Here is a 26,415-nt window from a genome sequence, read left to right on the forward strand (position 1 = left end):
CTTCCGGGATGAACCCACGTCTCAGAACCGGGACGTGGGCATCCGGTTATTGCGTGCGTTCGGATTCTGCGATGGGTAGGTCGTTGATGCTGGCTTCACGGCGCTGCATCAGGCCGGACGGTGCGAACTCCCATAGCTCGTTGCCGTAGCTGCGAAACCACTGGCCGTCACTGTTGTGCCATTCGTATTGGAACTTCACGGCCATGCGATTCTCGCGGAAGCCCCATAGCTCTTTCTTGAGTTTGTAGTCGAGTTCGAGTTCCCATTTGCGCGTGAGGAACTCCTGCACTGCCTTGCGGCCGGTGAGGAACTCCGTGCGGTTCCGCCAGATGGTGTCTTCGGTGTAGGCGGCGGCGACACGATCGGGATCGCGCGTGTTCCAGAGGTCTTCTGCCATCTGGACCTTTCGCGTGGCCTGCTCAACGTCGGTGAATGGCGGCACGATGGGTGTGCTCATGGGGGCCTGCTTTCTGCATCGCAACGATGCCGCTGGCCCATGAATCAAGTCCATGGGCCAGCGGCGATGCGGTTCCGCTTCAGGCTACCGCAGTGCGGCTGCGACGGCTGCCGCGAGCGTTGTGGTGGGACGGCCGATGAGCGTGCGGAGATCGCTGCCCGGATTGTCGAGTTCGCCTGCGCTGGCAGCGCGATCCGCGTCGGCGAGCATGTGTGCGACGACCTCAGGCAGGCCGAATCCCTTCAGTGCGCCTTCGTAGCCGGCTTCCGGAAGGTTCTGGTAGACCACTGGCTTGCCCGCCTGCTTGCTTACTTCAGCAGCCAGCTCAGTGAGTGTGTAGGGTGTGTCGCCGCCCAGCTCGTACACCTTGTTGGCATGGCCTGTGCTTGTGAGAACGGCGACGGCTGAAGCGGCATAATCGGCGCGCGCGGCAGACGCGAAGCGGCCGTCGTTTGCCGAGCCGAGGATCGCTCCGTGCTCCAGTGCAGGGCCAAGGGCTTCTGTGTGGTTTTCGAAGTACCAGCCGTTCCGCAGGATCACGAAGGGCACACCGCTTGCACGTAGATACTCTTCGGTGGCCTTGTGATCGGCTGCCAGCGTGGCGATGGTGCTGGTGTCTGCACGCAGCAGGCTGGTGTAGGCGATCAGCTTAATGCCTGCATCCTTCGCTGCGTCGATGGCGGCTTTGTGCTGCGAGACGCGATCCTTGAGATCACTGGATGAGATCAGCAACAGTGCATCTGCACCGGCAAAGGCGGTGTGCAGTGTCTGCGGCTGGAAGTAATCTGCCTGCCGCACCTGTACGCCCTTTGCAGTCAGGTCTGCAGCCTTTTCCGGGCTGCGCACGGCCGCGATGATTTCGGCGGGTGGTACGGACTTCAACAGGCCCTCAACGACGTGCTGGCCCAGCTTTCCAGTTGCTCCGGTTACGACGATCATGGTGTCTCACTCCTTGTTCGCATCGTTCGCGACAAGGCAAGATTAGCGCACAAGCTTACTTGCAGTAAGTACGTACTTTTGGGTAAGCTTGTTTTCATGCCGTGGCCGAAGAGTACGAAGACCGTCAGGATCCGCAAGGGAAACCTGTATGCGGCGGATTGTCCGACGCGGATTGTGCTGGATGATGTGACATCGCGCTGGGGATCGCTGGTGATCGTGTTGCTGCTGGAGCAGACGTACCGCTTCAGCGAACTGGCCTATCGTATTGGCGGCATCAGCGAGAAGATGCTGGCGCAGACACTGCGTGTGCTGGAGGAAGACGGCTTTGTGCTGCGGGAGGTCTTTCCGACCAAGCCGCCGCGCGTCGAGTACAGCCTGACACCCTTTGGCCAGGAGTTAGCGGAACGCGTGCAGTACCTGACCAGTTGGGTTGAGAACAATGTCGCCAAGGTGATGGGAAACCGCGAGAAGTCACGGCAGATGTCGGCCTAGCGCGTGCCACCGGAGCCCGGACATGGAAGCGTCTCTCTTGAGGCAGGCTTCTCATGCGTCGGGCGGTGCACTCGACTAAGCTTGCGATGCTAGCTCGCAATGCGCTGCTGCGCGAACTCTTCCAACATGGTGACGAGTCTCTGCCGCTCTTCCGCGGCCTCATCCAAATTGTGGCTCGCCGGTGTCCCTTGGGCAACCTGCTGCTTCTGTTTCCTGCGACTAGCTTTCGGAATAGAAGTGATGCTCGCCGTGCGTCTGACATCTTTGAAGAGATGGTCTTGGATTCGTGCCACAATCGGTGCGATGTCGTTGAGGTAAACGTTTTCTTTCTGTGCCTGCGGCAGGAGAGCTTGGGCCAGCGCGAACCTGCTCAGATGCAGCGCGCGCGCCTTTCCTTCCTCGACGATGATGGCGACCGGTACGGCCTCCAGCAAATTGAGCATTGTGATTTCGATTGCCTGCGCCGCCAGCCTGGCGCACTTCTTCTCATGGATGTCCTCCACGCTGCCATACCACCGGGTGATCTCTCCGCTGCTGCCCCGGCGCGGCAGACCACGCGACCGCATCCAGCGCCAGTCGCCGTTGGAATCTTGCACGCGATATTCCATGTCGATCCGCTCGCCGGTGCGAAGTGCGTGTTCCATCGTCTTGACGGTGGAGACCATGTCCTCCGGGTGAACGGCTTCCATCCAACCGAGGTTGCTAGGAGGCAAGACATGGCCCGGCGTCTCTGCTACGGCGTCCCCATTCGTCTGGAGATTTTTCCCTTCTGGATCCATCGTCCAGGGGACTTGACGGTTCAGTTCGACTAACTGTCGCTGTGCAAACTCGGCCTCCTGCAACTCTGCCTGTGTCCTCTTGTTCTCCGTGATGTCCATCACGGAGATAGAGATGCCGATGACCTCTCCGACCTCGTCGAATGCAGGGTAACAACTAAGGAGCAGCCAGTCAGTCTGCGTGGAGCCATGCGTTTCTTTTGCAAGCTCGATACCGGTTATCGGCTCGCCGCAGAGCGCGCGCAGAAGGTATGGCTGAAGCTTCGGAAAGAGTTCTGGAATCAGGCCCTGAACGGACCGCCCCAGGTGGGCAGCTACGCTAATGCCGTGCAGTTCGGCAAGACGGTGGTTAAGGCTGACATAACGTAAGTCGCAATCAAGAAAACAAAGTCCGACCGGGGCTCCGTCATAGATTGCCTGCAACTGGGAGAGCCGATCGATGGGGAAAGCTTCCAGGCTGGAAAGCCCCTGCTGCGCCGTTGCGGCGGTTGGGCCCGATACTGCCGGCCACGGCGCTTTGGCCACGATGGCGCGTATGTCAGGAAATGAGGCTGGACCGCCGTAGTGCCAGCCCTGTCCAAGTTCGCTGCCCAACCAAAGGAGCATGTCTGCCTGCTCCCTGGTTTCAATACCTTCGGCCACGGTGCTGAGGCCAAGGCTATGTCCAAGACCGATGATCGCCGCAACGATCTTGCGGCTCTCCCGACGTTCGGTCATGTCACTGACGAAACAGCGATCGATTTTGAGTTCGTCGAAGGGCAACGCATGCAGATGCGCCAGGCTGGAGTAGCCCGTACCAAAGTCGTCGAGGGAGAGGCGACAGCCAAGCTCTTTCAGTTCGTGGGCGATTGTCTTTGCCCGTGTCAGATCACTGAGAAGTGCGCTCTCCGTGATCTCGATGGTAAGCCTGTCAAGCGCGAAGCCGCACTTGGAAGCCAAGGATTCCATCTGCCGAGCCAGATCCGGATAGCCAAGCTGCACAGGCGATACGTTGACCGAGAGGCTCAGACTCTCCGGGATTGCCATCACCAGCGAGAATGCCTTGCAAAATACCTGCTGGGCGAGGGCCTCGATCAGCTCCTGCTCTTCCGCAAGCTCAATCAGGTTCGAGGGCAGCCGGGGGCTGTGCCCGGGTTGTTGCCAACGCGTGAGCACCTCAAATCCTGATAACTTGCCGGTGCGCAGTTCGACGATCGGCTGGAAGTGGGGGATTAACTCGTCGTTCGCTAGTGCAGACCGTAGTTCGACGAGATTTACCTTCATTACACAACACTGGAGATTCACGCAGGTCGCGTCTGCCCTGTGGGGCACATATAGATACTTTGGCTAGTTACTCATTCTTTTAGGATCACCCCTACGGGTCAGTAACTGTGAATGTGGTCTTCCATACCGGTGTAAGTGAATAAGTTATCGGATGAAAGGTTTGTTCGCGCGGCTATGGCGGCGCTTTTTGCTGAGACTGTAGCAAATCAGAACGATCATTCCTGTGAAGCCGGGTGATCGTTACTTCCAATCGACTTTCTTGTAGTGCGGGTCATAGACGCGCCCGCCCCACTCGGACTGCGCGTAGCTCTGCGACGCGATGGAGATTGCATCGAGCCTTGCGTGGTCTGCGAAGGTGCTCTGGCCTGCCGGATCCAGCTTTGCAATCTCTGCGTTACTCACCTTGTTGTAAAAGGTGATGACGGTGTCACCCACCTCGTATGAGTTGAGCAGAACGGCGCCATCTTCTGCGAGTAACTGGCCTGCCTGACCTTTGAAGGCGAAGCCGTTACTTCCAAAGTGCGTGCGTATTTCGGCGAGTGTGGTCGAGCCAAAGTGCATCCACGGCAGATCGCAACCGGTGCCGGCATCGGTGCGGTTCCAATCGGATTCCAGGTAGACGATGCGGTTGTTCTTATCTGTCGTTGCCGAGAGGTCGTTTCCGTTGGGCAGCGTCCAGCGCTGTACCATTCTGTCGTTGGAAGGTTCGGAGGATGCCGGTTTCCCTAGGGCAGAGAGCTTTGCTGACGCGTCGCCGATGTGCAGGGAAGAGAGTGACTGCGCGCGCAGGCTGCTCGCAGTGACGGATGAGCAACCCACGACGAAGAGCGTTGCAATCACATATCTTCTTCCTGCCGACATTGAGGCACCTTCTGGCTTGAAGCGTATCGCACAGACTACGTTGGTCGGAGGAAGGTCTTACCGATACTGCTCTACTTCGGCGAGTAACTTCAGCTTTTGCATCGGTGGCAGAAAGCTGGCTTCGACGGAGTTGCCGGCGATCTCGCGCATCTGTTCGAAGGTGAATTCGAATTCGCGGTGAACGGTCTCGTACTCGTCGAGCAGATCTGCGCCAAACATGGGTGGATCGTCGGAGTTGAGCGTGATCATCAGGCCTCGCTCGAAGTAGTGGCGCACGGGGTGCGCTTCCATGCTGCTGCAACACCCTGTGCGCAGATTGCTGGTGACGTTGAGTTCCAGCGGGATCTGCTTCTCGGCGAGGATATCGAGTAGCTCCGGATCGTCCACGGCAGAGAGAGCGTGGCCGATGCGTTCTGCGCCGATGTTGATGGCTGCCCAGATGCTTTGCGCGGAGACGTTCTCACCGGCGTGCGCGGTCAGGTGCAGGCCGGCGGCCTTGGCTTCTTCGTAGATGCCTTTGAAATCCTGCGCGGGGCCCCGTGCTTCATCGCCGCCGATACCGATGCCGACGATGCTTGGGTAGATTTTGGAGAGCTCGGCGGCCTTGGTGAAGACGATGGCTGCCTCCTCCACGCCGAAGTGCCGCACGGCATCGATGAGCCAGATGACGGTGGTGCCGAAGTCCTGCTCGCCGCGGACGCGTCCGCGCTCGATGGCTGCGGTGACGTCTTCGACGGTGAGCTGCGTCTTGAAGCGGAGGATGATGCCGTAGGAGATGTAGACCTCAGCGTGGCGCACGCCCTGTTCGCTGAGGCGATGGATCATCTCGTAGGTGATGAGTTCGTAGTCTTCCGGCGTCTGCAGACGTTCGCTGACGGCCTTGAAGGCCATGAGGAAGCCGAGGAAGTTGTCGTAGACGTAGAGCGCGCGGGCCGCTTCCAGCGTTAGCGGCTCGGCGTCGTGGCGCTGGGAGAGCTTCACGAGCGTCTCGGGCACGATGGTGCCTTCCAGGTGGAGATGCAATTCACACTTTGGAAGGCCGCGCAGCCATTCGCGCGGCGTGATGGTCATCTGCTTCATCGTTCTAGTGTGAACCATGGCAATGGAATTTTTCGCGCAGGAGCAAAATCCGGCCGGGCGATGCGTTTCGTTTGCCAATTCACACGGAAGTAATGAAAGAATGGAGACGTCCTCTTCAGTTAAATATTTGTCCTAACGCACCGCACGGAGATCTGTTCCCGTATGCAGAGTGTTCGCGTATCGACGACGCAGTGGATTAGCCGCATCTGCATGCTGGCCGGAACGGTGCTGCTCGGTTTCTGGTGCGTTCCGATGGTGTATGGGCTGGTCTTTTCGCATGTGGTGCTGGCGCGTTTTCAGGCGCACCATGCGGAGACGATGGCTTGGGCACCGGGGCGAGTTGCTGCGTATCGCGATGCTCTGAAGGTTGCCGCGCCACCGGCGACGGCTGTGCTTCGTATTCCGCGTGTTGGTATCGAAGTGCCCGTGATGGAGGGGACTTCGAAGCTGGTGATGAATCTTGGCGCCGGACACATTGAAGGCACGGCGAGTCCGGGCGGCGCGGGGAATGTGGCGCTTGCCAGCCATCGTGATGGCTACTTCCGCCATTTGAAAGATGTGCGTGTGGGCGACCGCATTGAGATGAGTACCGCGCAGGGCACGGACGTTTACCAAGTGGAGCAGCTGCAGGTCGTCTCGCCGCGTGACGTGTCTTCGTTACAGCCGACGGCGAAGCCTGTGCTGACGCTGGTTACTTGCTACCCCTTCTTCTACCTCGGGCCGGCGCCGCAACGGTACATCGTGCGCGCGTCCCTGCTCTCGACTTCACTGCTTTCGACCAACACAGCCGCACCCTCCCTGGAGAGATAAATGACCCGCCTGTTTTCCGTTTCCGCATGCAAGCTTGCCGTCACCGCCGCCATTGCCTTTCCGCTGCTCGCCGCCGCTGCCCATGCGGAAGATACTGCCACCGTCGTGTACGTTTCGGGCGGCCAGGTGGTTGTGAAGAACATGAAGAACGAACTGGACTATGGCTACATGCTGGGTGCCGGCGACAAGGTAAAGACGGCAGCCGGTGATGTGGCAGTGTCTGGCCTGAAGGCCGGCATGACCATCACGGGCGGCCTTACGGGCGGCAAGGTGGTCGATGATGCGTCGGTCGTTAAGGCTAAGGTGATCAGCCTGTCGCCGCCGAACAAGATGGTCGTGAAGGTCGAGGATGACTCGAAGGAGATCACCATGGCCGAGGGCGTCCCTGCGGGCACCAAGGTTGGCGACACGGTCGACCTGACGCTGGTCAGCATCCGCACCGACGGCGACAACCGTCCGATGAACGCTGTGAAGGCGCCTGAACTGAGCGGCAAGCTGGCGTTCTATCAGCAGCCCAACCTGGAGCAGCCGGATTCGGGCACCAACCTGCCGACCTATGGCCTGCTTGGTGGCCTGTTGCTGGCGGTTGGTTACACGCTGAAGGCGAAGCGCCGCAACGCGTAAGTCACGCGGCAATAAGAAAAGGCCAGAGTCGCTTATGCGCTCTGGCCTTTTTCCTGTTTGCTTTGCGAGTTACTTGCCGAGGACCTTTGCCATCATCTCGCCGATATCAGCAGGCGACTTGACGACGTGGATGCCTGCAGCGGTCATGGCTTCCATCTTGCTTTCCGCAGTGCCTTCGCCGCCGCTGATGATGGCGCCGGCGTGGCCCATGCGGCGTCCCGGAGGTGCCGTCTGGCCTGCGATGAAGCCGACGACGGGCTTCTTCACGTGAGCCTTGATGTACTCTGCCGCGATCTCTTCGTTGGTGCCACCGATCTCGCCGATCATGACGATCGCTTCGGTATCGGGGTCTTCGTTGAGGAGCTTGATGGCGTCGATGTGCTTGGTGCCGATGATGGGATCGCCACCGATGCCGATGGCGGTCGACTGGCCGATGCCGCGCTGCGTGAGCTGGTGCACGGCCTCATAGGTCAGCGTGCCCGAGCGCGACACGATGCCGACCTTGCCCTGCATATGGATGCGGCCGGGCATGATGCCGATCTTTGCCATGCCGGGCGAGATGACGCCGGGGCAGTTGGGTCCGATCAGGACAGACTTCGAGTCCTTCACGACCGACCACACCTTAACCATGTCCAGGATCGGAATGCCTTCGGTGATGCAGACGACGAGCGGCAGGTTCGCGGCAACGGCTTCCATGATGCCGTCCGCAGCGAATGGCGGCGGAACGAAGATCATGGTTGCGTTCGCGCCGGTCGCTGCGACAGCTTCTTCGACCGTGTTGAAGACAGGCCAGCCCTCGTGGGTGGTGCCGCCCTTGCCGGGCGTTACGCCGCCGACGACCTTGGTGCCATAATCCTGGCAACCCTTGGCGTGATACGTACCTTCGCGGCCGGTGATGCCCTGAACGATGAGCCGCGTGTCGTTATTAACGAGAACTGCCATTACTTGGCTCCCTTCGCTGCTTCAACTGCCAGCTTTGCGGCTTCCGCCATCGTTGCACCTACTGCGTACTTCAGGCCGGACTCAGCAAGGATCTGACGGCCTTCCTCGACGTTCGTTCCTTCGAGGCGAAGGATGAGCGGGAGGGTGACGTTCAGGTTGCGAGCCGCGGCGACGACGGCCGTTGCCAGCACGTCTACGCGCAGGATGCCGCCGAAGATGTTGATGAAGATGGCCTTGACGTTGGGGTCGGCAAGCAGGATGGCGAAGGCAGCTTCAATCTGCTGCTGGTTCGCACCGCCGCCCACATCCAGGAAGTTCGCCGGCGATCCGCCGCTGTACTGGATGATGTCCATCGTTGCCATGGCAAGACCGGCGCCGTTCACCATGCAGGCGATCGAACCGTCGAGCTTGATGTAGTTGAGCGAATCTTTGGAGGCTTCTACTTCGAGCGGATCTTCTTCCGCAACGTCGCGCAGTTCCTTCAGGTCCTTGTGGCGGTACATCGCGTTGTCGTCGAAGTTGATCTTGCAGTCCAGCGCGGCCAGCTTGTCGTCCTTCGTGGTGATGAAGGGGTTGATCTCAAGCAGGGAGCAGTCGGTTTCAACGTAAGCCTTATATAGACCCAGCATGAAGGTGACGGCGGCGTTGATCTGTGTCGGCTTCAGGCCCAGCTTGAAGGCCAGGTTGCGTGCCTGCCAGGGCTGCAGACCGAGCGCGGGCTCGATCGCTTCCTTGTAGATCGCGTCCGGATTCTCAGCGGCAACTTCTTCAATTTCCATACCGCCGGCCTGCGATGCCATGAAGGTCAGCTTGCCGTTGAGGCGGTCCAGGGTGATGCCGAGGTAGAGTTCGCGCTCGATGGCGGAACCAGCCTCGACCAGCAGACGCTGTACCTTCTGGCCCTGCGGACCGGTCTGGTGGGTGATCAGCTGCATGCCCAGGATGGCCTTGGATGCGGCGTTGGCGTCGTCCAGGGTCTTAGTGACCTTAACGCCACCACCCTTACCGCGGCCGCCTGCGTGGATCTGCGCCTTGATGACAACGACTGCGTTGCCGGCGGAGAAGAGCTGCTTGGCGGCGCGGTCTGCATCTTCCAGCGTCGTGACCATCTCGCCTTCGGGCACGGGGACGCCGTATTTGCGGAGGATTTCCTTCGCCTGATATTCGTGAATCTTCATCTGGTGGCAAACTCCGGGACAGCGATCTAAAGACAAGGGAATGGTAGCGGACGCGGGTGACGGCAGTAAATGGATACCGCACGGTTGTGCGTTTACCGTCCGGTGTTACGGTGGCGGCACGGATGCAGATTGGACGGTTTTATGCGGCTTTCATGCCACTGCGCGAGCCGAATTTCGCGAACCATTTACCTTTAAATGCTGAGGATCTATGGAGCCGGTTGAACTTCTGCAGGGCGTGGTGGACGGTGGCGACGCACTCGTATTCGATGACGCGCGCGCGCTGATGTCTGCGCTGCTGGAGGGCGAGTTCAGCGAGAACGAGATGTCAGCGCTGCTGAGTGCGCTGCATGAGCGTGGCGAGACGTCTGCGGAGCTCGCGGGCTTCAGCGATGCCATGCGTGGTGCTGCGCTGAAGCTGCCGCTGACCGACGCAGAGCGTGACACGCTCGTCGATACCTGCGGAACCGGCGGCGATGGCAGCGGGACGTTCAACATCTCGACGGCGGTGGCGCTGGTGGCGGCTGCGGCGGGCGCTCGCATTGCGAAGCATGGCAATCGTGCGGTGACGTCGCGCTGTGGATCGGCTGATGTTCTGGGCGCGCTTGGCATTCCGACGGAGCACACCCCCGAGTCGGCCGCGGAGACGCTGCGTCGTGATGGCTTTGCGTTTCTGCTGGCGCCGCGCATGCATCCGGCTATGAAGGTTGTGGCGCCGGTGCGGCGTGCCTTGCCGTTCCGCACTGTTTTTAATCTGCTGGGGCCGATGACGAACCCTGCGGGGGCTCGGCGGCAGGTGATTGGTGTCTACTCCGCGCAGGCTGTGGCACTGGTGGCGGATGCGCTGGCGTTCAGCGGCCACATGCAGCATGCACTGGTGGTGCATGGTTTGAGTGGGCTGGATGAGCTTTCCCTGAGTGGGGAGAGTATCGTCGCCGAGGTGAAGGGCGTCGAGGTGCGGCAGTTTACTGTGACTCCGGAAGATGCCGGGCTCACACGGTCCCAGGATGCACTTGCGGGTGGGGATGCAGAGCAGAATGCGGCGATCCTTCGCGGCATCTTTGCGGGTGAGGTTGGACCCGCGCGTGACATCGTTCTGCTGAATGCGGCTGCGGTTCTGATGGTGTCGGGCGTTGCCGTCGATTTACACGCGGGGGTGGCAGCAGCGGCAGCGGCCATCGACAGCGGGCGTGTCGTGCGGCTGCTGGATCAGTTGGCAGGCGCGCACGCATGATCGTCCGCAGCAGGCCGCGCGGGTGGGAGTTGATCGGCATTTGGCGCCTGTCGATTCTCAGCCGCATCTGGCCGCTCCTTCTGGTCACGGCTGTTTTCTCATCATGCGTGGTGCTTGCTGCGGAACGCTTTCCGGCGGCCTTTCACACTTTCAATGTGGCTCCGTTCACGCTGCTGGGCATTGCACTGTCGATCTTCCTGGGCTTTCGCAACAGCGCCTGCTATGACCGGTGGTGGGAGGCGCGGCGCCAGCTTGGCGCGCTGATCGGCGAGATGCGCTCATTTGCGCGGCTGCTGATCGAGACACCGGGCGGCGATCGTGTGCGGAGGGTGCGTGTGGTGCGGCGTGCCATCGGCTATGTCTATGCGCTGATGGCTCATCTGCGCGGTCGTCCGATGTCGCGTGAAGTGGCTCTCTACGTTCCGGACTGGGATTCGTCCCGGGCGACGGGCAATGTTCCGGATGCATTGCTGCGGGGGATTGCTGCGGAGACCGGAGCGATGTTTGCGGCGGGCGAGTTTGGGGAGATGTTCTACCTGCGGCTGGACGAACGGCTGAGCTCGTTTGCGGCGATGCAGGTGGCGTGCGAGCGCATCAAGGGCACGCCGACGCCGTTTCCTTACACGCTGCTGCTCCATCGGACGGCGTATGCGTTTTGTTTCCTGCTGCCGTTTGGGTTGGTGGGAACGTTGCGCTATGCGACACCGTTGTTTTCTGCTGTCGTGGCATACGCGTTCTTCGGACTGGATGCGCTGGGGGACGAGTTGCAGGAGCCATTCGGCGAGTGGCTGAATGCGCTGCCGTTGACGGCGATGGCGCGTACCGTGGAGATCAGCCTGCTGGAGACTGTGGGCGAGTCGAAGATTCCGAATGCGCTGGAGCCGGTGCGATCCGTCCTGCAGTAGCGGGCTCTGCGATACATTGGTGTTGATCCCAGCACTGCCAGGAGTTTCCTTTGAAGCGCTTCTTCCTAGTTGCCGCCCTTGTGTGTGCCTCGTCGTCGTTGTTCGCGCAGGCGCCGTCTGATATTGCCGGTACCTGGACCACGCAGACGGAGGTGCAAGGCATTGCCGTGAACGAGACGTGCCACATGACCGAGACTGCGGACGGTGTGCTCGGTGGCATCTGCGAGACCTCGGGCGGTAAGTTCAAGCTGACGGGGAAGGTGGCGGGAACCAGCGTTAACTTTTCGCATCCGGCGAACTACCAGCAGGAAGACATGACCGTCTCATTTTTCGGCAAGCTGGATGAGCCCACTTCCATCACGGGATCCGTTGATATTCAGCCGCTGAATGCGGGTGGCGCTTTCGCCATGAAGAAGGTTGGAAAGTAAGGAACTATTGAGCGGTTTGTGCCGTTCTATTGATCGCAACGCTATTTCGAGGGGAGCAAACACATGAAGTATTGGATTGCATGCGCGGTGCTGATTGCAGCTCCGCTGGCCGCCCGGGCCGCATCGCCGGCAAATGCTGCTGGCATCTGGTCCACCACGGGTGAGGTCTCGGGTGTTTCTGTTGTGGAGACCTGCACCTTCACGCAGGATGCGGATGCGAAGATTGCGGGTAGCTGCCTGGTGGACGGCAAGGCGTATCCGACTACCGGCACGGTCAAGGAAGAGACTGTGACGTGGCAGCATGGCGGGAACTACCAGGGCACGGACTTCATCATTACGTACACGGGCAAGCTCGGTACTGATGGCGCCATCACCGGCACCATGGGGGTGGATCCGTTCAACGTTGACGGCAGCTTCACATCGAAGAAAGCCGCGAAGTAAAAAGTTCATAAGGCAAGACGAAGGGCCGGCGCTTGATGCGCCGGCCCTTTTGATTTCTCCCTTGCGGGAAGTTACTTTGCTCTCTCTGGATTGACCGGATGAAAGGTCGTCGGTGGCGCGGTGAAGGCTGCGTTCAGGGCTGCTGCCAATCGCAGACCGCCGAGCTCAAGCTGGCGATCAATCAGCGGGATGTTCTTGTCGTAGTAGGCTTCGTCGAGATTCGTGCCGGTGGGCACGATGGCGGCGTCGCTGAGGATCTTCGACTGCTCGGTCCAAGCGATGGGATTGTTGCTGCCGGCGATCAGGCGTTCTTTGCGGATCTCGCCCTCAAGCTTTGCGAGGTACTGCGCGTCGGTGAGGTTGCGGCGGTCGATGAGGTAACCGTCCCAGACGGCGTGCAGGTTGCACTTGCTGTTGGCGTTGCTGCCGCAGCTCTCCTGGCCGAAGGCCTTCACCTGAATGCCGTTGCCGCCCTTTTCTACGCCGGATGCGTGGAAGGGCTGGTGGATGTCGCCGACGAAGTGGACGAGGAACTTGAGCGATTCGGCGCGTTCGCTGGGGTCCAGCTTGGGGTCTGCGATGCGGCTCTCGAAAAAGAGGATGCGGTCGGTGGCGCAGTCGCGCACCTTGTCGTTGTAGCTGCCGGGCTTGACGCCGGGCTGGGTGGGGCAGTCGCGGTCGCGGTCGTAGGTGGTCTTGTCGCCGGGGATGTCGGTGTAGTGCCAGCCGCCGGTCTGCGTCACCAGGGGGCGATAGACGTCGGCCCATGCGGCTACGTCAGAGAGGGATTCCTTGCCCAGCAAGGCTTTTACGTTGCGGCGGGCGACGGGCGTGAGGTGATCCCAGGCGATCTGGCCTACGAGGCGGTGTCCTTTTTCCCACCAGGCGGATGCGACGGGCGGTGCGAGCGTGGCAGCAAGGAGCGCGGATGAGGCAAGGACGGCAAGAAGCTTTCGCATGATTTTAAGGATAATGCCGGGGTGTTACGGGGCGCAGAATGCCGCGATTTGAATCGTTTCAATCTGTTGTTCGGGCCAGATACACTTCTCCCGCACAAGAAATGGATCAGGAGACCGTTATGAACCGCCGCGACTGGTTAAAAGGCACTGCCGCCATGGCAGCCGCCGCAGGTATTTCCACGAACATGGCTGAGGCGCAGGCGCCTGCCGCAAAGGGAGCTCGCAGCTACTTTTTACTGCGCCGCTACAAGCTGCAGCAGGGCGCGCCGTTCAGCGCGGCTGCGAATAAATATTTCAGCGAGGCTTTGATCCCCGCGCTGACCCGGATGGGACTCGGTCCGGTCGGCGTCTTCAACCTGACCTATGGCGACGGTACGCCGACGATGTTTGTGCTGATCCCGGGCAGCGATCTGACCGCGCTGGCGATGCTGGATCTGAACCTGGCGAAGGATGCTGCCTTTGTTGCGGCGGCTGCGCCATTCTGGTCTGCTCCCGCGACTGCGCCTCCGTTCCTGACGGTGACGAGCACGGTTTCGCTCGGCTTTGAAGGCTTCCCACAGTTGGTCGTGCCGGCGAAGGAGCCGCACATCGTTCAGATTCGTACGTACGTCAGCCCGACCTATGCAGCGCATGAGCGGAAGGTGGAGATGTTCCACCAGGGTGAGTTCCGGATCTTTGGTGAAGCGGGCGCGAAGTCGGTCTTCTATGGTGACAATTTGATTGGGCCGGATCTGCCGAGCCTGACGTACATGCTGGCGCACAAGGATCTGGCTGCGATGGACGAGACCTGGAAGAACTTCATCTCGCACCCCGACTGGAAGAAGCTGTCGACGAATCCTCGCTATGCCAGCGAACCGACCGTTTCGCGTATCGATAACCTGGTGCTGACGCCGACCGCCTATTCGCAGGTCTAGCTCTTTGTTGCTTCAAGACAGGAAAAGGGATCTACCTTCCTCGGTAAAACGCTGAGGCGGGCAGATCCCTTTTGTGTGACGAAGCGTTTACAGTGCTTTGCGAACGACTCCCCGGACGGTTTCGCAGACGATGCCGTAGACGACGTGGGTGGCCATCTCGCTGCGCTTTTCGCGGGGTTCCTGATCTTCGGGTGTTGCGGAGAGACCGAGGGCGGGCAGGGCGCCTTCGTGGGTGATGGACATGAGGGCGATGCCGAAGGTGGCGCCGTTCTTTGCGGTGACTGCCGGGTAGAGTTCGGCCATGACGCCGTAGGCCGCGCCGGCGAGTGCGCCGAAGGTCCAGTGGATGCCTTCTTCGACGACCTTCTTTTCGGTGGTTTCGCGCTTTGGCTGGCCGAGTTTTTCGGCGAGAACTGCCGGCGGCTCGGGTTCGCCGTGGGTGCGTGGCGGGTAGAGCTTTTCAGCGGCAGACTTGGCGGCTGTGGCGATGAGGCCGCCAACGAGGCCGGCGAGCGCGCCCTTCAGCAGGTTCTTCGTCGTATCGGGCAAAGGCTTCAGAGTCTTGGTCATAGCAGGCAATGGGACGCGGCGGCCGGGGCTTGGGTGGTCTGCGCCGGGCGGGCGGGTTGAATCCTTTCGTGAGTTGGCGCATTTAGAATGAGGGCTGCCTGCCCGCGGCGCAAGTGCGCGGTGCAAGATGCATCAAACGCAGGCAAGACCTTCAGATCGGACACCATGTCGAACCCCACCTCTTCGATTCCCAGCACGACACGCGACAACGTCATCCTCGGCTCCGGCTGCAGCGGCCTGACCGCTGCCATCTATGCGGCGCGCTCCAACCTGAAACCGCTGGTGATCGAGGGCCACGAGCCCGGCGGCCAGCTCTCGATCACAACGCTGGTGGAGAACTTCCCCGGCTGGCCGGATGGCGTGCAAGGACCAGAATTGGTCGAAAACATGCGCAAGCAGGCCGAGAAGTTTGGCGCGGAGATGGAGATGGGCCACCTGGTGAGCGCCGATCTGTCGAAGTCGCCGATTGAACTGAACTTTGGCCACAAGATCGTCCACACGCGGACGCTGATCGTCGCTTCGGGCGCCAGCGCGCGCTGGCTGGGGCTGCCGAGCGAGCAGGCGCTGATCGGCCATGGCGTGTCGTCGTGCGCGACGTGCGATGGTTTCTTCTTCTCGGGCAAGGTCATCTGCGTCATCGGTGGCGGCGACTCGGCGATGGAAGAGGCGATGTTCCTGACGCGCTTTGCAACGAAGGTGTACCTGATCCACCGGTCAGCACAGTTTCGCGCGAGCAAGATCATGCTGGACCGCGCGATGGCGCATCCGCAGATCGAGTTCCTGACGAACACCATCGTCGAAGAGGTGCTCGGCGTGGAGGAGAAGGAAGTGCGCGGGATTCGTATCCGCAACTCCGTCAGCGGCGAAGTGAGTGAGATTGCGTTGAGCGGCTTCTTCCTGGGTATCGGGCACACTCCGAATGCCAAGTTCTTCGAGGGGCAGATGGACCTGGATGAGGATGGCTATATCAAGAGCACGGAGAACGTCTTTACGACGAAGGACGGCAAGGTGATCCCTGGCGTGTTCTGCGCGGGTGATGTCCAGGACCGTCGGTATCGGCAGGCGATTACGGCTGCCGGTACGGGCTGCATGGCTGCACTTGAAGTGGAGAAGTATCTGGAAGAGCACGGACGGTAAGTTCGTGGCTTTGTTTTTAAGGATGACCCCACGTCTCGATCTTGAGATGTGGGTTTTTCTTTTTGTGCCGATGTTTTCGGATGAATCGGGCGGCTTCGCGGTAGTACAGCGGATCCGAAAACTTACTTAACGATAGTTTCCACGCACCTGACGTCGCACAACCTCGGTAGTTTCCGATAACGCCGTTTTTCACGAAACGATAGCCTATAGGAGGCTTTGAGAGACTAACCGAATGATTATCCGCCCCTCGTCCAGCTATCAGCTTCAGCTGCCCGACGACATCGTTCGCGATGTGGACGGTCTTCCGGTGAGTTTCTGGCGGAGCGGTGAGCCACTCTTGTTGCAACTCTCAAGCCATCAGCGCACACATGGCAACCAGGTGACCGCGCGACGACGGCTTGAGGAACGGATGGAAAAGGGTAATGCCGAGTGGACCTCCAGACCCTGCGATCGCTGTGCGGATTCATCGGTAGATCAGGAGTGCGCCGAGACTTTGGAGGGAGAGACTGCATGGCTGCACTGCTATTTCGTCTGGTCCCATTTGGCCGTCTACGCCACCATCTCAGGACCTATCGCACAGGTGAGGGACACGGAGTCGTGGGCAGGTAGGGCGCTGCGCACGTTAGCTTTGGTGCTCCAGTAAATCACCGAAATGTTGTCGCAAACCCTTCGGCTGCCAGTTCCCGAAAAGTCGGGTTTTCGGAAACAGAGCGTCGGGAGTTGCCGAAAACACCGTTTTGCGCGAAATGACACGCTCGCATGGGAAGATGAGCTATGCAAGCTTATCTAGACGCCTTTCACTCCATCGAAGGTCAACGGCTTTCCAAGGTTCTTTGGCGCAGTGGGCAAGACGAGCCGGAAGCTATTTGGCTTGTCTTCGAAAAGGGTACCTTGCTGATCCAAGTGAATGAGGAAGATGACACGATCAGCGTGAATGCAGGCGCAACGCTAAAAGCGGATGAGTGTGTGGACCTTAGTTCATCTGATCTCTGGCAAGGTTTCGTGGGTCAGCCGTTCGGCTGGAGCTGGGTCGCCACAAATCAACAGGGCTATCGTGATGTGGTGCTACTAGGTTTCGACGGAATCACTCCGCAAGTGATGTTAGAAGTGATGGCATCTTCAATCAAAATACATCGGATTGGCGCAGCTGAACCTATTGGTAGTCACAAGGGGGCTTAGCTCCTCGAAAGTCGGGTTTTCGGAAACAGCGAACTCGGAGTTGCCGAAAACCCCGTTTTGTGGAGGCGCAGGATCCCATTTCAGGGTGCGACGGGCGTTAAAGATACGATGATCGTTTTCGGCTGCGAACAAACCAACTGAGCGGATTCCACCATTGGTCGATAGGCGAAACGTCTGGCAGGCTGGTCTCACCATCATCCGTCGAAGTGAGCAGCGTAGTGATTCTGTGTCCCGTTCTTTGCCGGTGATTCAGATCACTCAAGCGCTTCATCTTCAGAAATGAATCCTTCTGTCCACCCATCTCGCCCGATAACGTACTCTTGTATTTCAAACCCACTCATCGTATCGCGGAAGCCTGGCTTATTCGCAACCCGAGCTATAGCTGCCTCTGCCTCTGGGACACTAGCGTACACACCAATCAACTTCTCGTCGGATGCTGTGCCTACTTCGTGTCTATGCCAGACCGCGAATACTGAATTCAGTTTCTCTTCACTCAAAGGCCCGATCTCCCCACTTTGAATTGGACTAAATTCAGAGCCCTCTGCCTTGCCATCGTTTCCTCGGCCGTATTGGCGTTGTTTTACTGATCATGGGACCAACATGCCCGCGGAACGACTTCTTGCGCGAAACAGTATCCAAACGATAAGACAGACGCGCCTAGCATTAACCATCCAGGCTTGATTTCATCTGGCCGAAGTGTATCGCCAAGAACCTGACGTGTTCCTCAAAAGTCGGGTTTTCGGAAACTGTGCCGCCGGAGCTCTGGCTGAAATCTGCGTCGGCGCCGATTCGGTCATCGTTCGAGTCGTTCGATGTCTTCTGCGGACCTCAGAATCGAGAGCCGCAGGGGGTTGCAAGGGTCACAGACCGCCACGCCGTTCTTGGGACACAGGTCCATGCACGGTACGTTGACTATCTCCAGAGTCTTCGTGGGATGTAGCTTGTTGTATCTCTTTACGGTTTTCGCAAGCTTTGCGAGCGCATGCAGGTCATCGTTGCCCTTCAACTTCTTCTGGCACTTCTGGCAAGCAAGGATCAGCCGCCCTTCCCATGGCGACGTGTAGGTCTTAAGGGGATTCTTCATTCTCGTTGTTAGGATGCAGGCGCGCTCGACAACCGTTCCGGATCATTGCATTTGCCGTGCGCGTTCCCTTAAGAGCAAGCAGCTGCAACCGCGTACGACTCGGAAGCCCCGAACAATTAAGGAAACCTGACTGGTTAGCTGTATCGAATTCCGTGGCTTCCGCAGAGTGGGGTTTTCGGAAGTAGTAGCTCTCGCGATCATTGTGGTTGGCTCCGCGATTCATGACGTTTGTCATGCCATCTGGATGATGCTCTTCTCTACGCAAGGACCAGGTGGCGGAGCATCATGTAGATGTTGTTGGAGGGCTGGGATGGCCAAGATTGAAGCGGGACGCTTTGCAGGGACGATGGAGGGCGAGTTTGTTGTCTTCGTGATTGGCATGCGGATCAACAATTTGCTGGCCGTGAACAAGTGGTTACCGGTGTCGCGGGCCATGCCTCGTATGTTGCAGGAGCTGTTTCGGCAGCCGGAGCTGGGGCTGCTGCATGCCGAGTTGTTTATGAACCTGGCCGATCGCAATGTGATGACGCTGCAGTATTGGCGTAGCTATTACCAACTGCATGCGTATGCGCATGCGCGGGACAAGGAACATCTGCCGGCGTGGGCGGCGTTCAACAAGGCTGCGCGCGGGAATACGGCGGTTGGCGTGTATCACGAGAGTTATCTCCAGAAGCCGGGCAGTTACGAGACGGTGTACGTGAATATGCCGCAGTTTGGCCTGGCGAAGGCGGGGGCGATGGTGCCTGCTGTGGGGTCGATGAAGGATGCGGCGGAGCGGCTGCGGGCGTCAGGAGTTGCGCCCGGCGGTAGCTAACGCTGGCTTTGCCCGGCTGGTCCTGGAGCGATGTCAGCGTTTCCGTGGATGGGCTGCGGAGGCTGCGGTGATCCAGGCGTTGAGGCCGAAGTCGAGGCTGTTGGCGGGGTTTTCGTCGCCGAAGACATTGGCTGCTTCGAGTTGTGCCATGCCGTGCAGGAAGGCCCACAGCGCAACCTTTGCCTCGTCCGCTTGCCCGGGACCCGTGAGCGCGGTGACGTATTCCGTGACGAAGAGCCCAAGAGCCTGACGGGCCGTTGCTTCTTCACTTGCTGCGTCGCAGGGAAGCAGCAGGAGTTCGTAGAGGTTGGGGTGTTTGCGGGCGAAGGTGAGGTAGGCTCGCGCGATGCCGCGGATCGCCTGCTCGGGCGTTCCTTTGCGTACCGCGCGCTGCATCGCGACGTGAAGTCGTGCGGTAGCCTCACTGGCGAGTGCGGATTCGAGGACGCTCCGGTCGGCGAAGTAGCGGTAGAGCGCGTTGGGTGCGAGTTCGAGCGAGGCTGCAAGCGAGCGCAGGGAGAGGCCTCGCAGACCGTGGAGTTCAACCTGTTCGATGGCTGCCGCAAGGATGGTTACGCGGTCTGTCTTGGAGGGGAACGCCATGGTTATCACTGTACATCTTGACCCACCCGGTGCGAAGGTGTACGGTGAACACGTTGAAGGTGGACAGTGTTCATCTTGGAGCGTGTCATGAGTGCGAAGCGGAGTGTGGTGATCACGGGTGCGTCGACCGGTATTGGCTGGGCGACGGCGAAGTTCCTTCTTGGCAAGGGATTTCGCGTCTTTGGGACGGTGCGTAAGCAGAGCGATGCGGACCGGCTGAGCGCGGAGTTTGGCGGGGACTTTGTACCGCTGCTGGCGGATGTGACGGATGAGGCTGCGGTATATCAGGCCGCGGCGCGCGTGCGGGAGATGCTGGGGACGGAGCGGCTCGCAGGGCTGGTGAATAACGCGGGCATTGTGGTGCCTGGTCCTCTGCTGCACCTGAAGCCGTCGGAGATGCGGCGGCAGATGGAGGTCAACGTGGTTGGGCCGATGATGGTGACGCAGGCGTTTGCGCCGCTGCTGGGGAGTGAGCCGGGGCGGACGGGCGAGCCGGGGCGCATTGTGCAGATCAGTTCGGTCTCCGGGAAGTTGGGAGTGCCGTTTGTGGGAGCGTATTCTGCCTCGAAGTTTGCGCTGGAGGGGATGTCGGAGAGTCTGCGGCGGGAGCTGATGCTGTATGGCATCGATGTGATCGTGGTGGGGCCGGGGGCGGTGCTGACGCCGATCTGGAATAAGGGAATGGCTGACGATTACAGGGAATTCGATGCGACGGATTACGGTCCATTGCTGCAGCGTTTCCGGGAGTACTTCGCGATGGAAGCCAAGAAGGGGCTGCCCGCGGAGGAGATCGGGCGCGTCGTCCATATAGCGCTGACGGCGGGTAAGCCGAAGGTTCGGTACGCTGTGGTTCCGCAGCAGTTCAAGAACTGGACGGTGCCCCGGTTGTTGCCGAAGCGGCTGCTGGACAGGCTGATCGGCAAGCAGGTTGGTCTGGTCAGAAAGTCGTCGTAGTGCTGAAATTCTCGCGGGAAGTCAGCCGCGAGATAAGCTGGAAGCATGTCGATTGCAGAAAATCTGGAGCGGGTGCGGGCTGAGATTGCCGCGGCGTGTGCCAAGGCCGGGCGTCAGCCCGAGGATGTGAAGTTGCTTGCCGTGTCGAAGACGTGGGGACCGCCCGCGGTGGCGGAGGCTTTCCGCGCCGGTCAGCGGCTGTTTGGCGAGAACCGTGTGCAGGAGTGGGAGCACAAGCGTGCAGATCTGCACTCGCTGCTGGGTGAGGGTGTCGGCGAGATGGATGTACACCTGATCGGCAACCTGCAGAGCAACAAGACGAGCAAGGCGGCGTGGCTGTTCAGCGCGGTGGACGCGGTGGATAGCGCGAAGGTGGCTCGCCGGCTGCATGATGTGTGCGACCAGGTGGGCAAGGTGCTGCCAATCCTGATTGAGGTGAAGCTGTCGGACGAAGAGACGAAGCAGGGTGTGACGGCGTATGCGCTGCCGGGCCTGCTGAACGCCATCCAGGAGATGGATGGTGTCGAGGTGCGCGGGCTGATGACGGTGCCGCCGTACAGCGATGATCCTGAAGATGCGCGGCCCTACTTCAAGCAGTTGCGCGAGTTGCGTGATGCTGCCGAGGCGGAGACGGGTATGAAGTTGCCGGAGCTTTCGATGGGCATGTCGCATGATTTTGCGGTGGCCATTGAAGAGGGTTCGACGTGCGTGCGGGTGGGATCGGCGATCTTTGGGACGCGGACGTATGCGCCGAAGGATGAAGAAGACGAGGCTTAGCCGTTGGCCTTTGCGGTGCGCAGCGTCGAAGGTGGCGTGAGCTTTGCCGTGCGGGTGCAGCCGGGAGCTTCACGCGAGGGCGTTGTGGGAGAGTATGGCGATGCGCTGAAGATCGCGCTTACGGCTCCTGCTGTGGACGGCAAGGCGAACGATGCGCTGGTTCGCTGCCTTGCCGGGCTGCTGGGCGTGCCTCGACTGAGTGTCGAGATTGCTTCGGGCCTGCTATCGCGTTCTAAGATCGTCCGCGTTGTTGGCGTCACCGCGGACGAAGTGACGGCGAAGCTTATGCGGATCGAGAGCGTATAGAGCGGCCCTGGCTGCTGTGATCTTTCTGTTTCACCACCATCGTTTCGCCTTCGCCCAAGACATCGACCTGGCCGGCTATGCCGGCCTTTTTTGCTGCGGCGACGAGCCGGATGGGCGGTTCGGTCATGGGCTCGCGACCGAGCGGGAAGGTGTTGTAGTGCATGGGGACCATGGTGGTTGCGGAGCCGAGGTCGAGGAAGGCCTGCAGCGCTTCTTCCGGTGAGGTGTGCACGGCGCGATAGCTGTCGGGAAAGTAGGCCCCGATGGGCAGCAGTGCGATCTGGGGCTGCAGGCGCTGGCCGATCTCATGGAAGCCGCCGAAGTAGGCGGTGTCGCCGGAGTGATAGACGCTGTGGCCTGCGCCGGCGATGACGTAGCCGCCGAACTGGCGGTGCGTGTCCTTGAACATGCGTGCGCCCCAGTGGCGTGCGGGCGTCATCGTGATGGAGACGGGTTCGTCTGCGGGATCTGCGTCAAGGGCGGTGGTCTGCCACCACTCGAGTTCGGTGACGCTGCGGAAGCCGAGATTTTCGACGAGGTCGGCTACGCCTTTGGGAACGATGGCCTGCGGTGCGACGCCGGTGAGCTTTGTGGCGTGACGGATGATCTTGCGCAGGGAAGGCAGGTTCAGGTGGTCCATGTGCGCGTGAGTGAGCAAGACAGCGTCGACGGGTGGCAGGTGGTCGATCAGGATGCCGGGGCGGCGCTGGCGGCGGAGCAGGACGAGCCGCGTCTCGAAGACAGGATCGACGAGCAGGTTGCGGCCGGCGATCTGCACGAGGAACGACGAGTGCCCGATGAAGGTGATGCCGAGCTGCTCGGGGTCGACGAGCCTGGGCGGATTCGGCTTGCCGACAAGCGGCGCGCGATGGCTCTCGCGTACGACGCTCCACAGTTGGCGCAACTTGCGTAGAACCGGCGGGTGCGGACTAGGATTGCTCACAGTGATTGGATGTGGAAAAGCGCCGTGCGATGCGGGTTACGTAAGGCGGCAGGGCTGCGCAGACGGCAATTTTGGGATGTGTGTGCATCAAACGGCTTGTAGACGATTTTCGCGGGCGCTCTATCGAGTCCCTATCCCCAATGGCTGCAATAGGTTGCAGCACGGAGCAACGATGAGCGAACCCACGAATACGGGCCGTGAGGCCACCGAGCGCGCAGCCGCGAATACCGGCGAGCAGGAGCGTGAGCAGAGTGCGAAGGCTGCAGCGAACGTGCCGGCCGATGTGGCAAAGCAGGCACATGCGAATGGCTGGAGCCTGCATGCTCTGGAGCAGAACTCCTGGGCGCATGTGCAGCACTCGCCGCTGGGCAGCATGTGGGATCTGCAGGGCGTGCCGGTGTTGGAGGTTGCGAAGCGGACGTGGACGGGGATCGATGAGGACAACCTGTTCGGCCGGGCTTCACAGCTGGCTTACTCGTTCTTTTCTGCGATCTTTCCGGCGTTGATTGCAATGTCGTCGCTGATGGGGCTGATTGCGCAGTCGAGTGGGAAGCTGTACTACGAGCTGCTGGGGAAGATTGGCCAGCTGATTCCGCCCACTGCCTTCGCCCTGGTCACCGATACATTCCAGAAGACGACCAGCGCCAGCACAACGGGTAAGGTTACCTTCGGCCTGCTGTTTGCGTTGTTCTCTGCGAGCGTGGGCATCTCTGCTATTCAGGACACGCTGAACTCCGTCTACAACGTCAAGGAGACGCGTCCTTTCTGGAAGGCAAGGCTGCAGGCGATGGGCTTAACGCTGATGGTTGCAGCTCTTGTGATCGTGGCTTTATTGACGCTATTTACAGGAGACTGGGCTGCCAACCACATGGAGGGCCTGTTCCGTGGGGCGTATGTGCTGGCCATGGTTTTTCGCGTGTGTTATTGGGCGATCGCCTGCCTGCTGATGGTGCTGTCGTTCGAGGTGATGTATTACTTCTGCCCGGACGTGCAAAACCGGAAGTGGCGGTGGTTCACGCCAGGTGGCTGCGTGGGGCTGCTCGGTTGGGTCGTCGGGTCGATCGGTCTGCGTATCTACCTGCACTACTTCAACAGCTATTCGGTGACCTATGGCTCACTGGGTGCGGTGATCATCCTGCTGCTTTGGTTTTACTTAACGGGGGCGATGATCCTGCTGGGCGGCGAGGTGAACTCGGAGATTGAGCATGCGGTGGCAGAGAAGAAGCTGCTGAATGGCGAGTGCCCGCTGCCCCCGGCCTCTGCCGTGGGGCGGGTGGATGTGAATGTTGCCAGGAAGGCTTCGTAGGTTACTGCTTGTTTTGGGGCTTAGAGGCCGAGCACCTGCTCGGCTGTGATGGGCAGGTTGCGCAGACGGCGACCGGTTGCGTTGTGGATGGCGTTGGCGATGGCGGCGGAGACGCCAGTGATGCCGATTTCGCCAATGCCTTTGGCGCCTAACTCGCTGCCGCGTGTGTCGTCTTCGGGTACGAAGATGACTTCGATGTCGGGTGCGTCGGCGTTGGTGGGAACGTGTGCCTCGGCAAGGTTAGCGTTGACCCAGGCGCCGAGACGGATGTCTCGGAGACTCTCTTCGAGCAGGGCGTGGCCTACTCCCCAGACCATACCGCCGAGGAGTTGCGAGCGGGCGGTTCGTGCGTTGAGGATGCGGCCTGCGGCGAAGGCTCCGGTCATGTGTGTGACGCGGACGCTGCCCGTGAACTCGTTGACGGCGACGCGTGCGAATTGTGCGCCGAAGGCCATGCGGGCGTAGTCGCTCTTGCCGAAGGTGCGGCCAGCGATGCCTTTCACTTCGAGAGATTCGCGGCCCGCGCGGGAGAGAACGGCGGTTGCGGGGTCCCTTCGGGCGGATTCGATGCGGTGGGCGAGAACGCCGCCCTGGAAGGTGATGTCCTTTAGCGCGCAAAGGTAGAGCGGGCTGGCCTTGTCGACGCGTGCGATGCGTGCGAGCCGCTCGGCGAGTTCCTGCGCTGCGACGCGGAGGGCCGAGCCGACGGAGAGGGATGTGGACGAGCCTGCGGAGAAAGCGCCGAAGGGAAGCGTGGTGTCACCGATCTCAAGGCGAATGCGATCAAGTGGCAGCGCGAGTTCGGTTGCAACGACCTGCGAGAGGGATGTGATGGCGCCCTGGCCGATCTCCTGCGTGGCGCTTTGTGCGACGACGGTGCCGTCGGCGTGCAGGATGAGGCGGGCGGTGGCGGGGAAGTGATTGGTGGGGTAGGCGGCGGTGGCCATTCCGTAACCGATTCGCTCTTCTCCTTGATGCTCTGTACTGCGGGCCTGGCGGCGGTGCCAGCCGAAGTGCTCTGCGCCTTGTGCGTAGCACTCGCGGAGGGATTTGCTGGACCACTGTTTACCGCTTTCCGGATCGACTTCCGCGTAGTTGCGGAGGCGGAGTTCGATCGGGTCGAGGCTTAACTGCTCGGCGAGTTCATCCATTGCGGTTTCGAGTACGAACTGGCCGGGGGTGACGCCGGGCGCGCGCATCCAGCCCGGGGAGTTGGTGTTGAGTCGCAGAACCTTGTGCGTCGCGTGGAAGTTGGGGACGGCGTAGAGGTGTTGCGTGACTTCGCTGGTTGGTTCGAGGAAGCTGGCGGTCTCGGAGGACTGGAGCAGGCTTTCCTGGACGAGCGCTGTCAGCTTGCCGTCGGGTGTTGCGCCCAGGCGAAGACGGATGTCTGCGCCGCCGCGATAGGGCATCTGGCTGAAGGTGTCCTGGCGGGTGAGTACGAGCTTTACAGGATGGCCGAGGAGCTTTGCGGCCATGGCGGGCAGCATGGTGTGGTTTGCGCCGCCCTTTGAACCGAAACCACCGCCGATGAGTGGTGCGATGACGCGGACGGCGCTGTCGAACTCTTTACCGACGAGTACCTGCGCAACGATGCGCGGCAGCTTGTCTTTGACGCCGAGGCCGAAGGCTTCGCCGAGAGCTACGGCGTCGCCGTAGACGAACTGCGTGGCGGAGACGACGGTGAGGCGGTTGGCGAGACCATCGTGTGCGTGCCAGTAGGCGACGGTGGCGCCGGGTTCGATGGCATTGTGGTGTGCGGGCTGAAGCTCGTAGTGCGCGTCGACCTTGATGGGAGCTGTAGCGAATGCGGCTTCTGCATCGCCTCGTTTCACTTCGCCTTTGGAACCTGCTCCCACCTTCTTGGCTGGCTTCACCTTGTCGAGGTTGCGTTCGAAGTCGAGGAGAGCGGGCTGCGGCGAGTAGGTCGCGTTGATCAGCATTGCAGCCTCGCGTGCGATCTCTGGCGTCTGCGCGACGACGAGAGCGATGGGCTGGCCGTGATAGCGAACGTTGTCATCCTGCAGCGGGAGATAGTTCGACTGTTCGCTCATCAGGAGCGAGCGGATCTTTTTAAGCCTGGGCGCGTTCGCAGGTGTCATGACCAGGCGTACGCCGGGGAGTCTTTGGGCCGCGGCCGTGTCCAAGTGCAGAACGCGTCCGAAGGCGATGCCTGCGGGGACGACCGCGGCGTGCAGCATGGGCCTGACGGCTTCGCCGGGATGCAGGTAGCGATCGAAGCAGTTAACGTCGCCGGTGTAGAGGCCCTGGCCGGTGATTTTGGCGTGGCCGTCGATACGGACAGGGGCGTTGTTGATGGCTGCGTCTGGCATGGTTGTTTGGATGCGGGTCTGAGCGTGATCGTAGCGGACTTGATCCACGTTCGGCGATGCGATCTTCTGCGCCTGCGTTGGCGGGTTTTTGCGCTGCGGGTAGACTCAT

Annotated in this window: 28 protein-coding genes; 15 read left to right on the forward strand and 13 right to left on the reverse strand. The window is 60.5% G+C overall.

What is annotated here, in order from left to right; genetic code table 11:
* Positions 1-46 precede the first annotated feature (46 nt).
* Together TERRO_RS03830 and TERRO_RS03835 are read right to left on the reverse strand one after the other, a co-directional pair.
* Positions 47-457 (reverse strand): nuclear transport factor 2 family protein, encoded by a 411-nt coding sequence (locus TERRO_RS03830; protein ID WP_014784685.1) that lies wholly within the window; start codon positions 455-457, stop codon positions 47-49.
* An 84-nt stretch (positions 458-541) separates the two neighbouring features.
* Positions 542-1,396 (reverse strand): SDR family oxidoreductase, encoded by an 855-nt coding sequence (locus TERRO_RS03835; protein WP_014784686.1) that lies wholly within the window; start codon positions 1,394-1,396, stop codon positions 542-544.
* A gap of 96 nt (positions 1,397-1,492) precedes the next feature.
* Here TERRO_RS03835 and TERRO_RS03840 point away from each other — a divergent pair, with 96 nt between their 5' ends.
* Positions 1,493-1,888, forward strand: a complete 396-nt coding sequence (locus TERRO_RS03840; protein WP_014784687.1) for a winged helix-turn-helix transcriptional regulator — start codon at positions 1,493-1,495, stop codon at positions 1,886-1,888.
* 89 nt (positions 1,889-1,977) lie between these two features.
* Here TERRO_RS03840 and TERRO_RS21820 read toward each other — a convergent pair whose 3' ends face one another.
* The 3 genes from TERRO_RS21820 to add all read right to left on the reverse strand — a co-directional run bounded on the left by TERRO_RS21820 (position 1,978) and on the right by add (position 5,868).
* The gene (locus TERRO_RS21820) at positions 1,978-3,927 is read right to left on the reverse strand and encodes a sensor domain-containing phosphodiesterase (protein ID WP_014784688.1); all 1,950 of its coding nucleotides are present in this window, start codon (positions 3,925-3,927) and stop codon (positions 1,978-1,980) included.
* Between the two features lie 240 nt (positions 3,928-4,167).
* On the reverse strand, positions 4,168-4,788 hold the full coding sequence (locus TERRO_RS03850; RefSeq protein ID WP_014784689.1) for a hypothetical protein: 621 nt from the start codon (positions 4,786-4,788) through the stop codon (positions 4,168-4,170).
* Positions 4,789-4,845: 57 nt separating this feature from the next.
* A complete protein-coding gene (gene add, locus TERRO_RS03855) occupies positions 4,846-5,868 on the reverse strand; it encodes an adenosine deaminase (protein WP_014784690.1) in 1,023 nt (340 codons plus the stop codon).
* A 162-nt stretch (positions 5,869-6,030) separates the two neighbouring features.
* Here add and TERRO_RS21825 point away from each other — a divergent pair, with 162 nt between their 5' ends.
* Both TERRO_RS21825 and TERRO_RS03865 read left to right on the forward strand, forming a co-directional pair.
* Positions 6,031-6,678 carry a class D sortase gene (locus TERRO_RS21825; RefSeq protein WP_014784691.1) on the forward strand — a complete coding sequence of 216 codons (648 nt, stop codon included), beginning with the start codon at positions 6,031-6,033 and terminating at the stop codon, positions 6,676-6,678.
* Positions 6,679-7,302, forward strand: a complete 624-nt coding sequence (locus TERRO_RS03865) for a hypothetical protein (RefSeq protein ID WP_014784692.1) — start codon at positions 6,679-6,681, stop codon at positions 7,300-7,302.
* 69 nt (positions 7,303-7,371) lie between these two features.
* On the opposite strand, the gene sucD is transcribed toward TERRO_RS03865, so the two are convergent.
* Entirely contained in the window at positions 7,372-8,244 is an 873-nt protein-coding gene (sucD, locus tag TERRO_RS03870) for a succinate--CoA ligase subunit alpha (protein ID WP_014784693.1), read from the reverse strand.
* Positions 8,244-9,422 carry an ADP-forming succinate--CoA ligase subunit beta gene (gene sucC / locus TERRO_RS03875; RefSeq protein WP_014784694.1) on the reverse strand — a complete coding sequence of 393 codons (1,179 nt, stop codon included), beginning with the start codon at positions 9,420-9,422 and terminating at the stop codon, positions 8,244-8,246. Before sucC ends, sucD begins: the two co-directional genes overlap by 1 nt.
* Positions 9,423-9,630: 208 nt before the next feature.
* Between sucC and trpD the strand changes: the two genes are divergently transcribed.
* The 4 genes from trpD to TERRO_RS03895 all read left to right on the forward strand — a co-directional run bounded on the left by trpD (position 9,631) and on the right by TERRO_RS03895 (position 12,427).
* On the forward strand, positions 9,631-10,653 hold the full coding sequence (trpD, locus tag TERRO_RS03880) for an anthranilate phosphoribosyltransferase (RefSeq protein ID WP_014784695.1): 1,023 nt from the start codon (positions 9,631-9,633) through the stop codon (positions 10,651-10,653).
* Positions 10,650-11,558 (forward strand): bestrophin family protein, encoded by a 909-nt coding sequence (locus tag TERRO_RS03885; protein ID WP_014784696.1) that lies wholly within the window; start codon positions 10,650-10,652, stop codon positions 11,556-11,558. Before trpD ends, TERRO_RS03885 begins: the two co-directional genes overlap by 4 nt.
* Positions 11,559-11,608: 50 nt before the next feature.
* Positions 11,609-11,986, forward strand: a complete 378-nt coding sequence (locus tag TERRO_RS03890) for a DUF2147 domain-containing protein (RefSeq protein ID WP_014784697.1) — start codon at positions 11,609-11,611, stop codon at positions 11,984-11,986.
* A gap of 63 nt (positions 11,987-12,049) precedes the next feature.
* The gene (locus TERRO_RS03895; protein WP_014784698.1) at positions 12,050-12,427 is read left to right on the forward strand and encodes a hypothetical protein; all 378 of its coding nucleotides are present in this window, start codon (positions 12,050-12,052) and stop codon (positions 12,425-12,427) included.
* Positions 12,428-12,498: 71 nt separating this feature from the next.
* On the opposite strand, the gene TERRO_RS03900 is transcribed toward TERRO_RS03895, so the two are convergent.
* A complete protein-coding gene (locus tag TERRO_RS03900; RefSeq protein ID WP_014784699.1) occupies positions 12,499-13,386 on the reverse strand; it encodes a S1/P1 nuclease in 888 nt (295 codons plus the stop codon).
* Positions 13,387-13,505: 119 nt separating this feature from the next.
* On the opposite strand from TERRO_RS03900, the gene TERRO_RS03905 reads away from it, so the two are divergent.
* A complete protein-coding gene (locus TERRO_RS03905; RefSeq protein ID WP_014784700.1) occupies positions 13,506-14,300 on the forward strand; it encodes an NIPSNAP family protein in 795 nt (264 codons plus the stop codon).
* A gap of 87 nt (positions 14,301-14,387) precedes the next feature.
* Here the strand turns inward: TERRO_RS03905 and TERRO_RS03910 are convergent, their stop codons facing one another.
* Positions 14,388-14,870 (reverse strand): DUF1440 domain-containing protein, encoded by a 483-nt coding sequence (locus TERRO_RS03910; RefSeq protein WP_014784701.1) that lies wholly within the window; start codon positions 14,868-14,870, stop codon positions 14,388-14,390.
* A 165-nt stretch (positions 14,871-15,035) separates the two neighbouring features.
* Here TERRO_RS03910 and trxB point away from each other — a divergent pair, with 165 nt between their 5' ends.
* Both trxB and TERRO_RS03925 read left to right on the forward strand, forming a co-directional pair.
* A complete protein-coding gene (gene trxB / locus TERRO_RS03915) occupies positions 15,036-16,007 on the forward strand; it encodes a thioredoxin-disulfide reductase (protein ID WP_014784702.1) in 972 nt (323 codons plus the stop codon).
* Positions 16,008-16,781: 774 nt separating this feature from the next.
* The gene (locus tag TERRO_RS03925; protein WP_014784704.1) at positions 16,782-17,186 is read left to right on the forward strand and encodes a DUF6334 family protein; all 405 of its coding nucleotides are present in this window, start codon (positions 16,782-16,784) and stop codon (positions 17,184-17,186) included.
* Positions 17,187-17,979: 793 nt separating this feature from the next.
* Here the strand turns inward: TERRO_RS03925 and TERRO_RS03935 are convergent.
* Entirely contained in the window at positions 17,980-18,270 is a 291-nt protein-coding gene (locus TERRO_RS03935; RefSeq protein ID WP_014784706.1) for a hypothetical protein, read from the reverse strand.
* A 310-nt stretch (positions 18,271-18,580) separates the two neighbouring features.
* Here TERRO_RS03935 and TERRO_RS03940 point away from each other — a divergent pair, with 310 nt between their 5' ends.
* Entirely contained in the window at positions 18,581-19,084 is a 504-nt protein-coding gene (locus tag TERRO_RS03940) for a DUF4188 domain-containing protein (protein ID WP_014784708.1), read from the forward strand.
* Between the two features lie 33 nt (positions 19,085-19,117).
* Here TERRO_RS03940 and TERRO_RS03945 read toward each other — a convergent pair whose 3' ends face one another.
* Positions 19,118-19,687, reverse strand: a complete 570-nt coding sequence (locus tag TERRO_RS03945; RefSeq protein ID WP_014784709.1) for a TetR/AcrR family transcriptional regulator — start codon at positions 19,685-19,687, stop codon at positions 19,118-19,120.
* An 87-nt stretch (positions 19,688-19,774) separates the two neighbouring features.
* On the opposite strand from TERRO_RS03945, the gene TERRO_RS03950 reads away from it, so the two are divergent.
* The 3 genes from TERRO_RS03950 to TERRO_RS03960 are packed head-to-tail and all read left to right on the forward strand — an operon-like array spanning position 19,775 to position 21,724.
* Positions 19,775-20,641: an SDR family oxidoreductase gene (locus tag TERRO_RS03950; RefSeq protein ID WP_014784710.1), complete on the forward strand. Its 867-nt coding sequence runs from the start codon at positions 19,775-19,777 to the stop codon at positions 20,639-20,641.
* Positions 20,642-20,686: 45 nt separating this feature from the next.
* Positions 20,687-21,418: a YggS family pyridoxal phosphate-dependent enzyme gene (locus TERRO_RS03955; RefSeq protein WP_014784711.1), complete on the forward strand. Its 732-nt coding sequence runs from the start codon at positions 20,687-20,689 to the stop codon at positions 21,416-21,418.
* Between the two features lie 3 nt (positions 21,419-21,421).
* Positions 21,422-21,724, forward strand: a complete 303-nt coding sequence (locus TERRO_RS03960; protein ID WP_014784712.1) for a DUF167 domain-containing protein — start codon at positions 21,422-21,424, stop codon at positions 21,722-21,724.
* Here TERRO_RS03960 and TERRO_RS03965 read toward each other — a convergent pair.
* On the reverse strand, positions 21,702-22,667 hold the full coding sequence (locus tag TERRO_RS03965; RefSeq protein WP_014784713.1) for an MBL fold metallo-hydrolase: 966 nt from the start codon (positions 22,665-22,667) through the stop codon (positions 21,702-21,704). The two genes, TERRO_RS03960 and TERRO_RS03965, sit on opposite strands and share 23 nt — an antisense overlap.
* A 172-nt stretch (positions 22,668-22,839) precedes the next feature.
* Here TERRO_RS03965 and TERRO_RS03970 point away from each other — a divergent pair, with 172 nt between their 5' ends.
* Positions 22,840-23,973, forward strand: a complete 1,134-nt coding sequence (locus tag TERRO_RS03970; protein WP_014784714.1) for a YihY/virulence factor BrkB family protein — start codon at positions 22,840-22,842, stop codon at positions 23,971-23,973.
* Positions 23,974-23,993: 20 nt separating this feature from the next.
* On the opposite strand, the gene TERRO_RS03975 is transcribed toward TERRO_RS03970, so the two are convergent.
* Complete coding sequence (locus TERRO_RS03975) at positions 23,994-26,306, reverse strand: xanthine dehydrogenase family protein molybdopterin-binding subunit (protein ID WP_014784715.1); 2,313 nt, start codon at positions 26,304-26,306, stop codon at positions 23,994-23,996.
* Positions 26,307-26,415: the final 109 nt, after the last annotated feature.

The sequence above is a fragment of the Terriglobus roseus DSM 18391 genome (assembly GCF_000265425.1).
Classification (GTDB): domain Bacteria; phylum Acidobacteriota; class Terriglobia; order Terriglobales; family Acidobacteriaceae; genus Terriglobus; species Terriglobus roseus.

Bases quoted from the DNA above. Each gene is read 5' to 3' on its own strand.
- TERRO_RS03830 (WP_014784685.1), bottom strand. From the start codon at position 457: ATGAGCACACCCATCGTGCCGCCATTCACCGACGTTGAGCAGGCCACG.
- TERRO_RS03835 (WP_014784686.1), bottom strand. From the start codon at position 1,396: ATGATCGTCGTAACCGGAGCAACTGGAAAGCTGGGCCAGCACGTCGTT.
- TERRO_RS03840 (WP_014784687.1), top strand. From the start codon at position 1,493: ATGCCGTGGCCGAAGAGTACGAAGACCGTCAGGATCCGCAAGGGAAAC.
- TERRO_RS21820 (WP_014784688.1), bottom strand. From the start codon at position 3,927: ATGAAGGTAAATCTCGTCGAACTACGGTCTGCACTAGCGAACGACGAG.
- TERRO_RS03850 (WP_014784689.1), bottom strand. From the start codon at position 4,788: ATGTCGGCAGGAAGAAGATATGTGATTGCAACGCTCTTCGTCGTGGGT.
- add (WP_014784690.1), bottom strand. From the start codon at position 5,868: ATGAAGCAGATGACCATCACGCCGCGCGAATGGCTGCGCGGCCTTCCA.
- TERRO_RS21825 (WP_014784691.1), top strand. From the start codon at position 6,031: ATGCAGAGTGTTCGCGTATCGACGACGCAGTGGATTAGCCGCATCTGC.
- TERRO_RS03865 (WP_014784692.1), top strand. From the start codon at position 6,679: ATGACCCGCCTGTTTTCCGTTTCCGCATGCAAGCTTGCCGTCACCGCC.
- sucD (WP_014784693.1), bottom strand. From the start codon at position 8,244: ATGGCAGTTCTCGTTAATAACGACACGCGGCTCATCGTTCAGGGCATC.
- sucC (WP_014784694.1), bottom strand. From the start codon at position 9,422: ATGAAGATTCACGAATATCAGGCGAAGGAAATCCTCCGCAAATACGGC.
- trpD (WP_014784695.1), top strand. From the start codon at position 9,631: ATGGAGCCGGTTGAACTTCTGCAGGGCGTGGTGGACGGTGGCGACGCA.
- TERRO_RS03885 (WP_014784696.1), top strand. From the start codon at position 10,650: ATGATCGTCCGCAGCAGGCCGCGCGGGTGGGAGTTGATCGGCATTTGG.
- TERRO_RS03895 (WP_014784698.1), top strand. From the start codon at position 12,050: ATGAAGTATTGGATTGCATGCGCGGTGCTGATTGCAGCTCCGCTGGCC.
- TERRO_RS03900 (WP_014784699.1), bottom strand. From the start codon at position 13,386: ATGCGAAAGCTTCTTGCCGTCCTTGCCTCATCCGCGCTCCTTGCTGCC.
- TERRO_RS03905 (WP_014784700.1), top strand. From the start codon at position 13,506: ATGAACCGCCGCGACTGGTTAAAAGGCACTGCCGCCATGGCAGCCGCC.
- TERRO_RS03910 (WP_014784701.1), bottom strand. From the start codon at position 14,870: ATGACCAAGACTCTGAAGCCTTTGCCCGATACGACGAAGAACCTGCTG.
- trxB (WP_014784702.1), top strand. From the start codon at position 15,036: ATGTCGAACCCCACCTCTTCGATTCCCAGCACGACACGCGACAACGTC.
- TERRO_RS03925 (WP_014784704.1), top strand. From the start codon at position 16,782: ATGCAAGCTTATCTAGACGCCTTTCACTCCATCGAAGGTCAACGGCTT.
- TERRO_RS03935 (WP_014784706.1), bottom strand. From the start codon at position 18,270: ATGAAGAATCCCCTTAAGACCTACACGTCGCCATGGGAAGGGCGGCTG.
- TERRO_RS03940 (WP_014784708.1), top strand. From the start codon at position 18,581: ATGGCCAAGATTGAAGCGGGACGCTTTGCAGGGACGATGGAGGGCGAG.
- TERRO_RS03945 (WP_014784709.1), bottom strand. From the start codon at position 19,687: ATGGCGTTCCCCTCCAAGACAGACCGCGTAACCATCCTTGCGGCAGCC.
- TERRO_RS03950 (WP_014784710.1), top strand. From the start codon at position 19,775: ATGAGTGCGAAGCGGAGTGTGGTGATCACGGGTGCGTCGACCGGTATT.
- TERRO_RS03955 (WP_014784711.1), top strand. From the start codon at position 20,687: ATGTCGATTGCAGAAAATCTGGAGCGGGTGCGGGCTGAGATTGCCGCG.
- TERRO_RS03970 (WP_014784714.1), top strand. From the start codon at position 22,840: ATGAGCGAACCCACGAATACGGGCCGTGAGGCCACCGAGCGCGCAGCC.
- TERRO_RS03975 (WP_014784715.1), bottom strand. From the start codon at position 26,306: ATGCCAGACGCAGCCATCAACAACGCCCCTGTCCGTATCGACGGCCAC.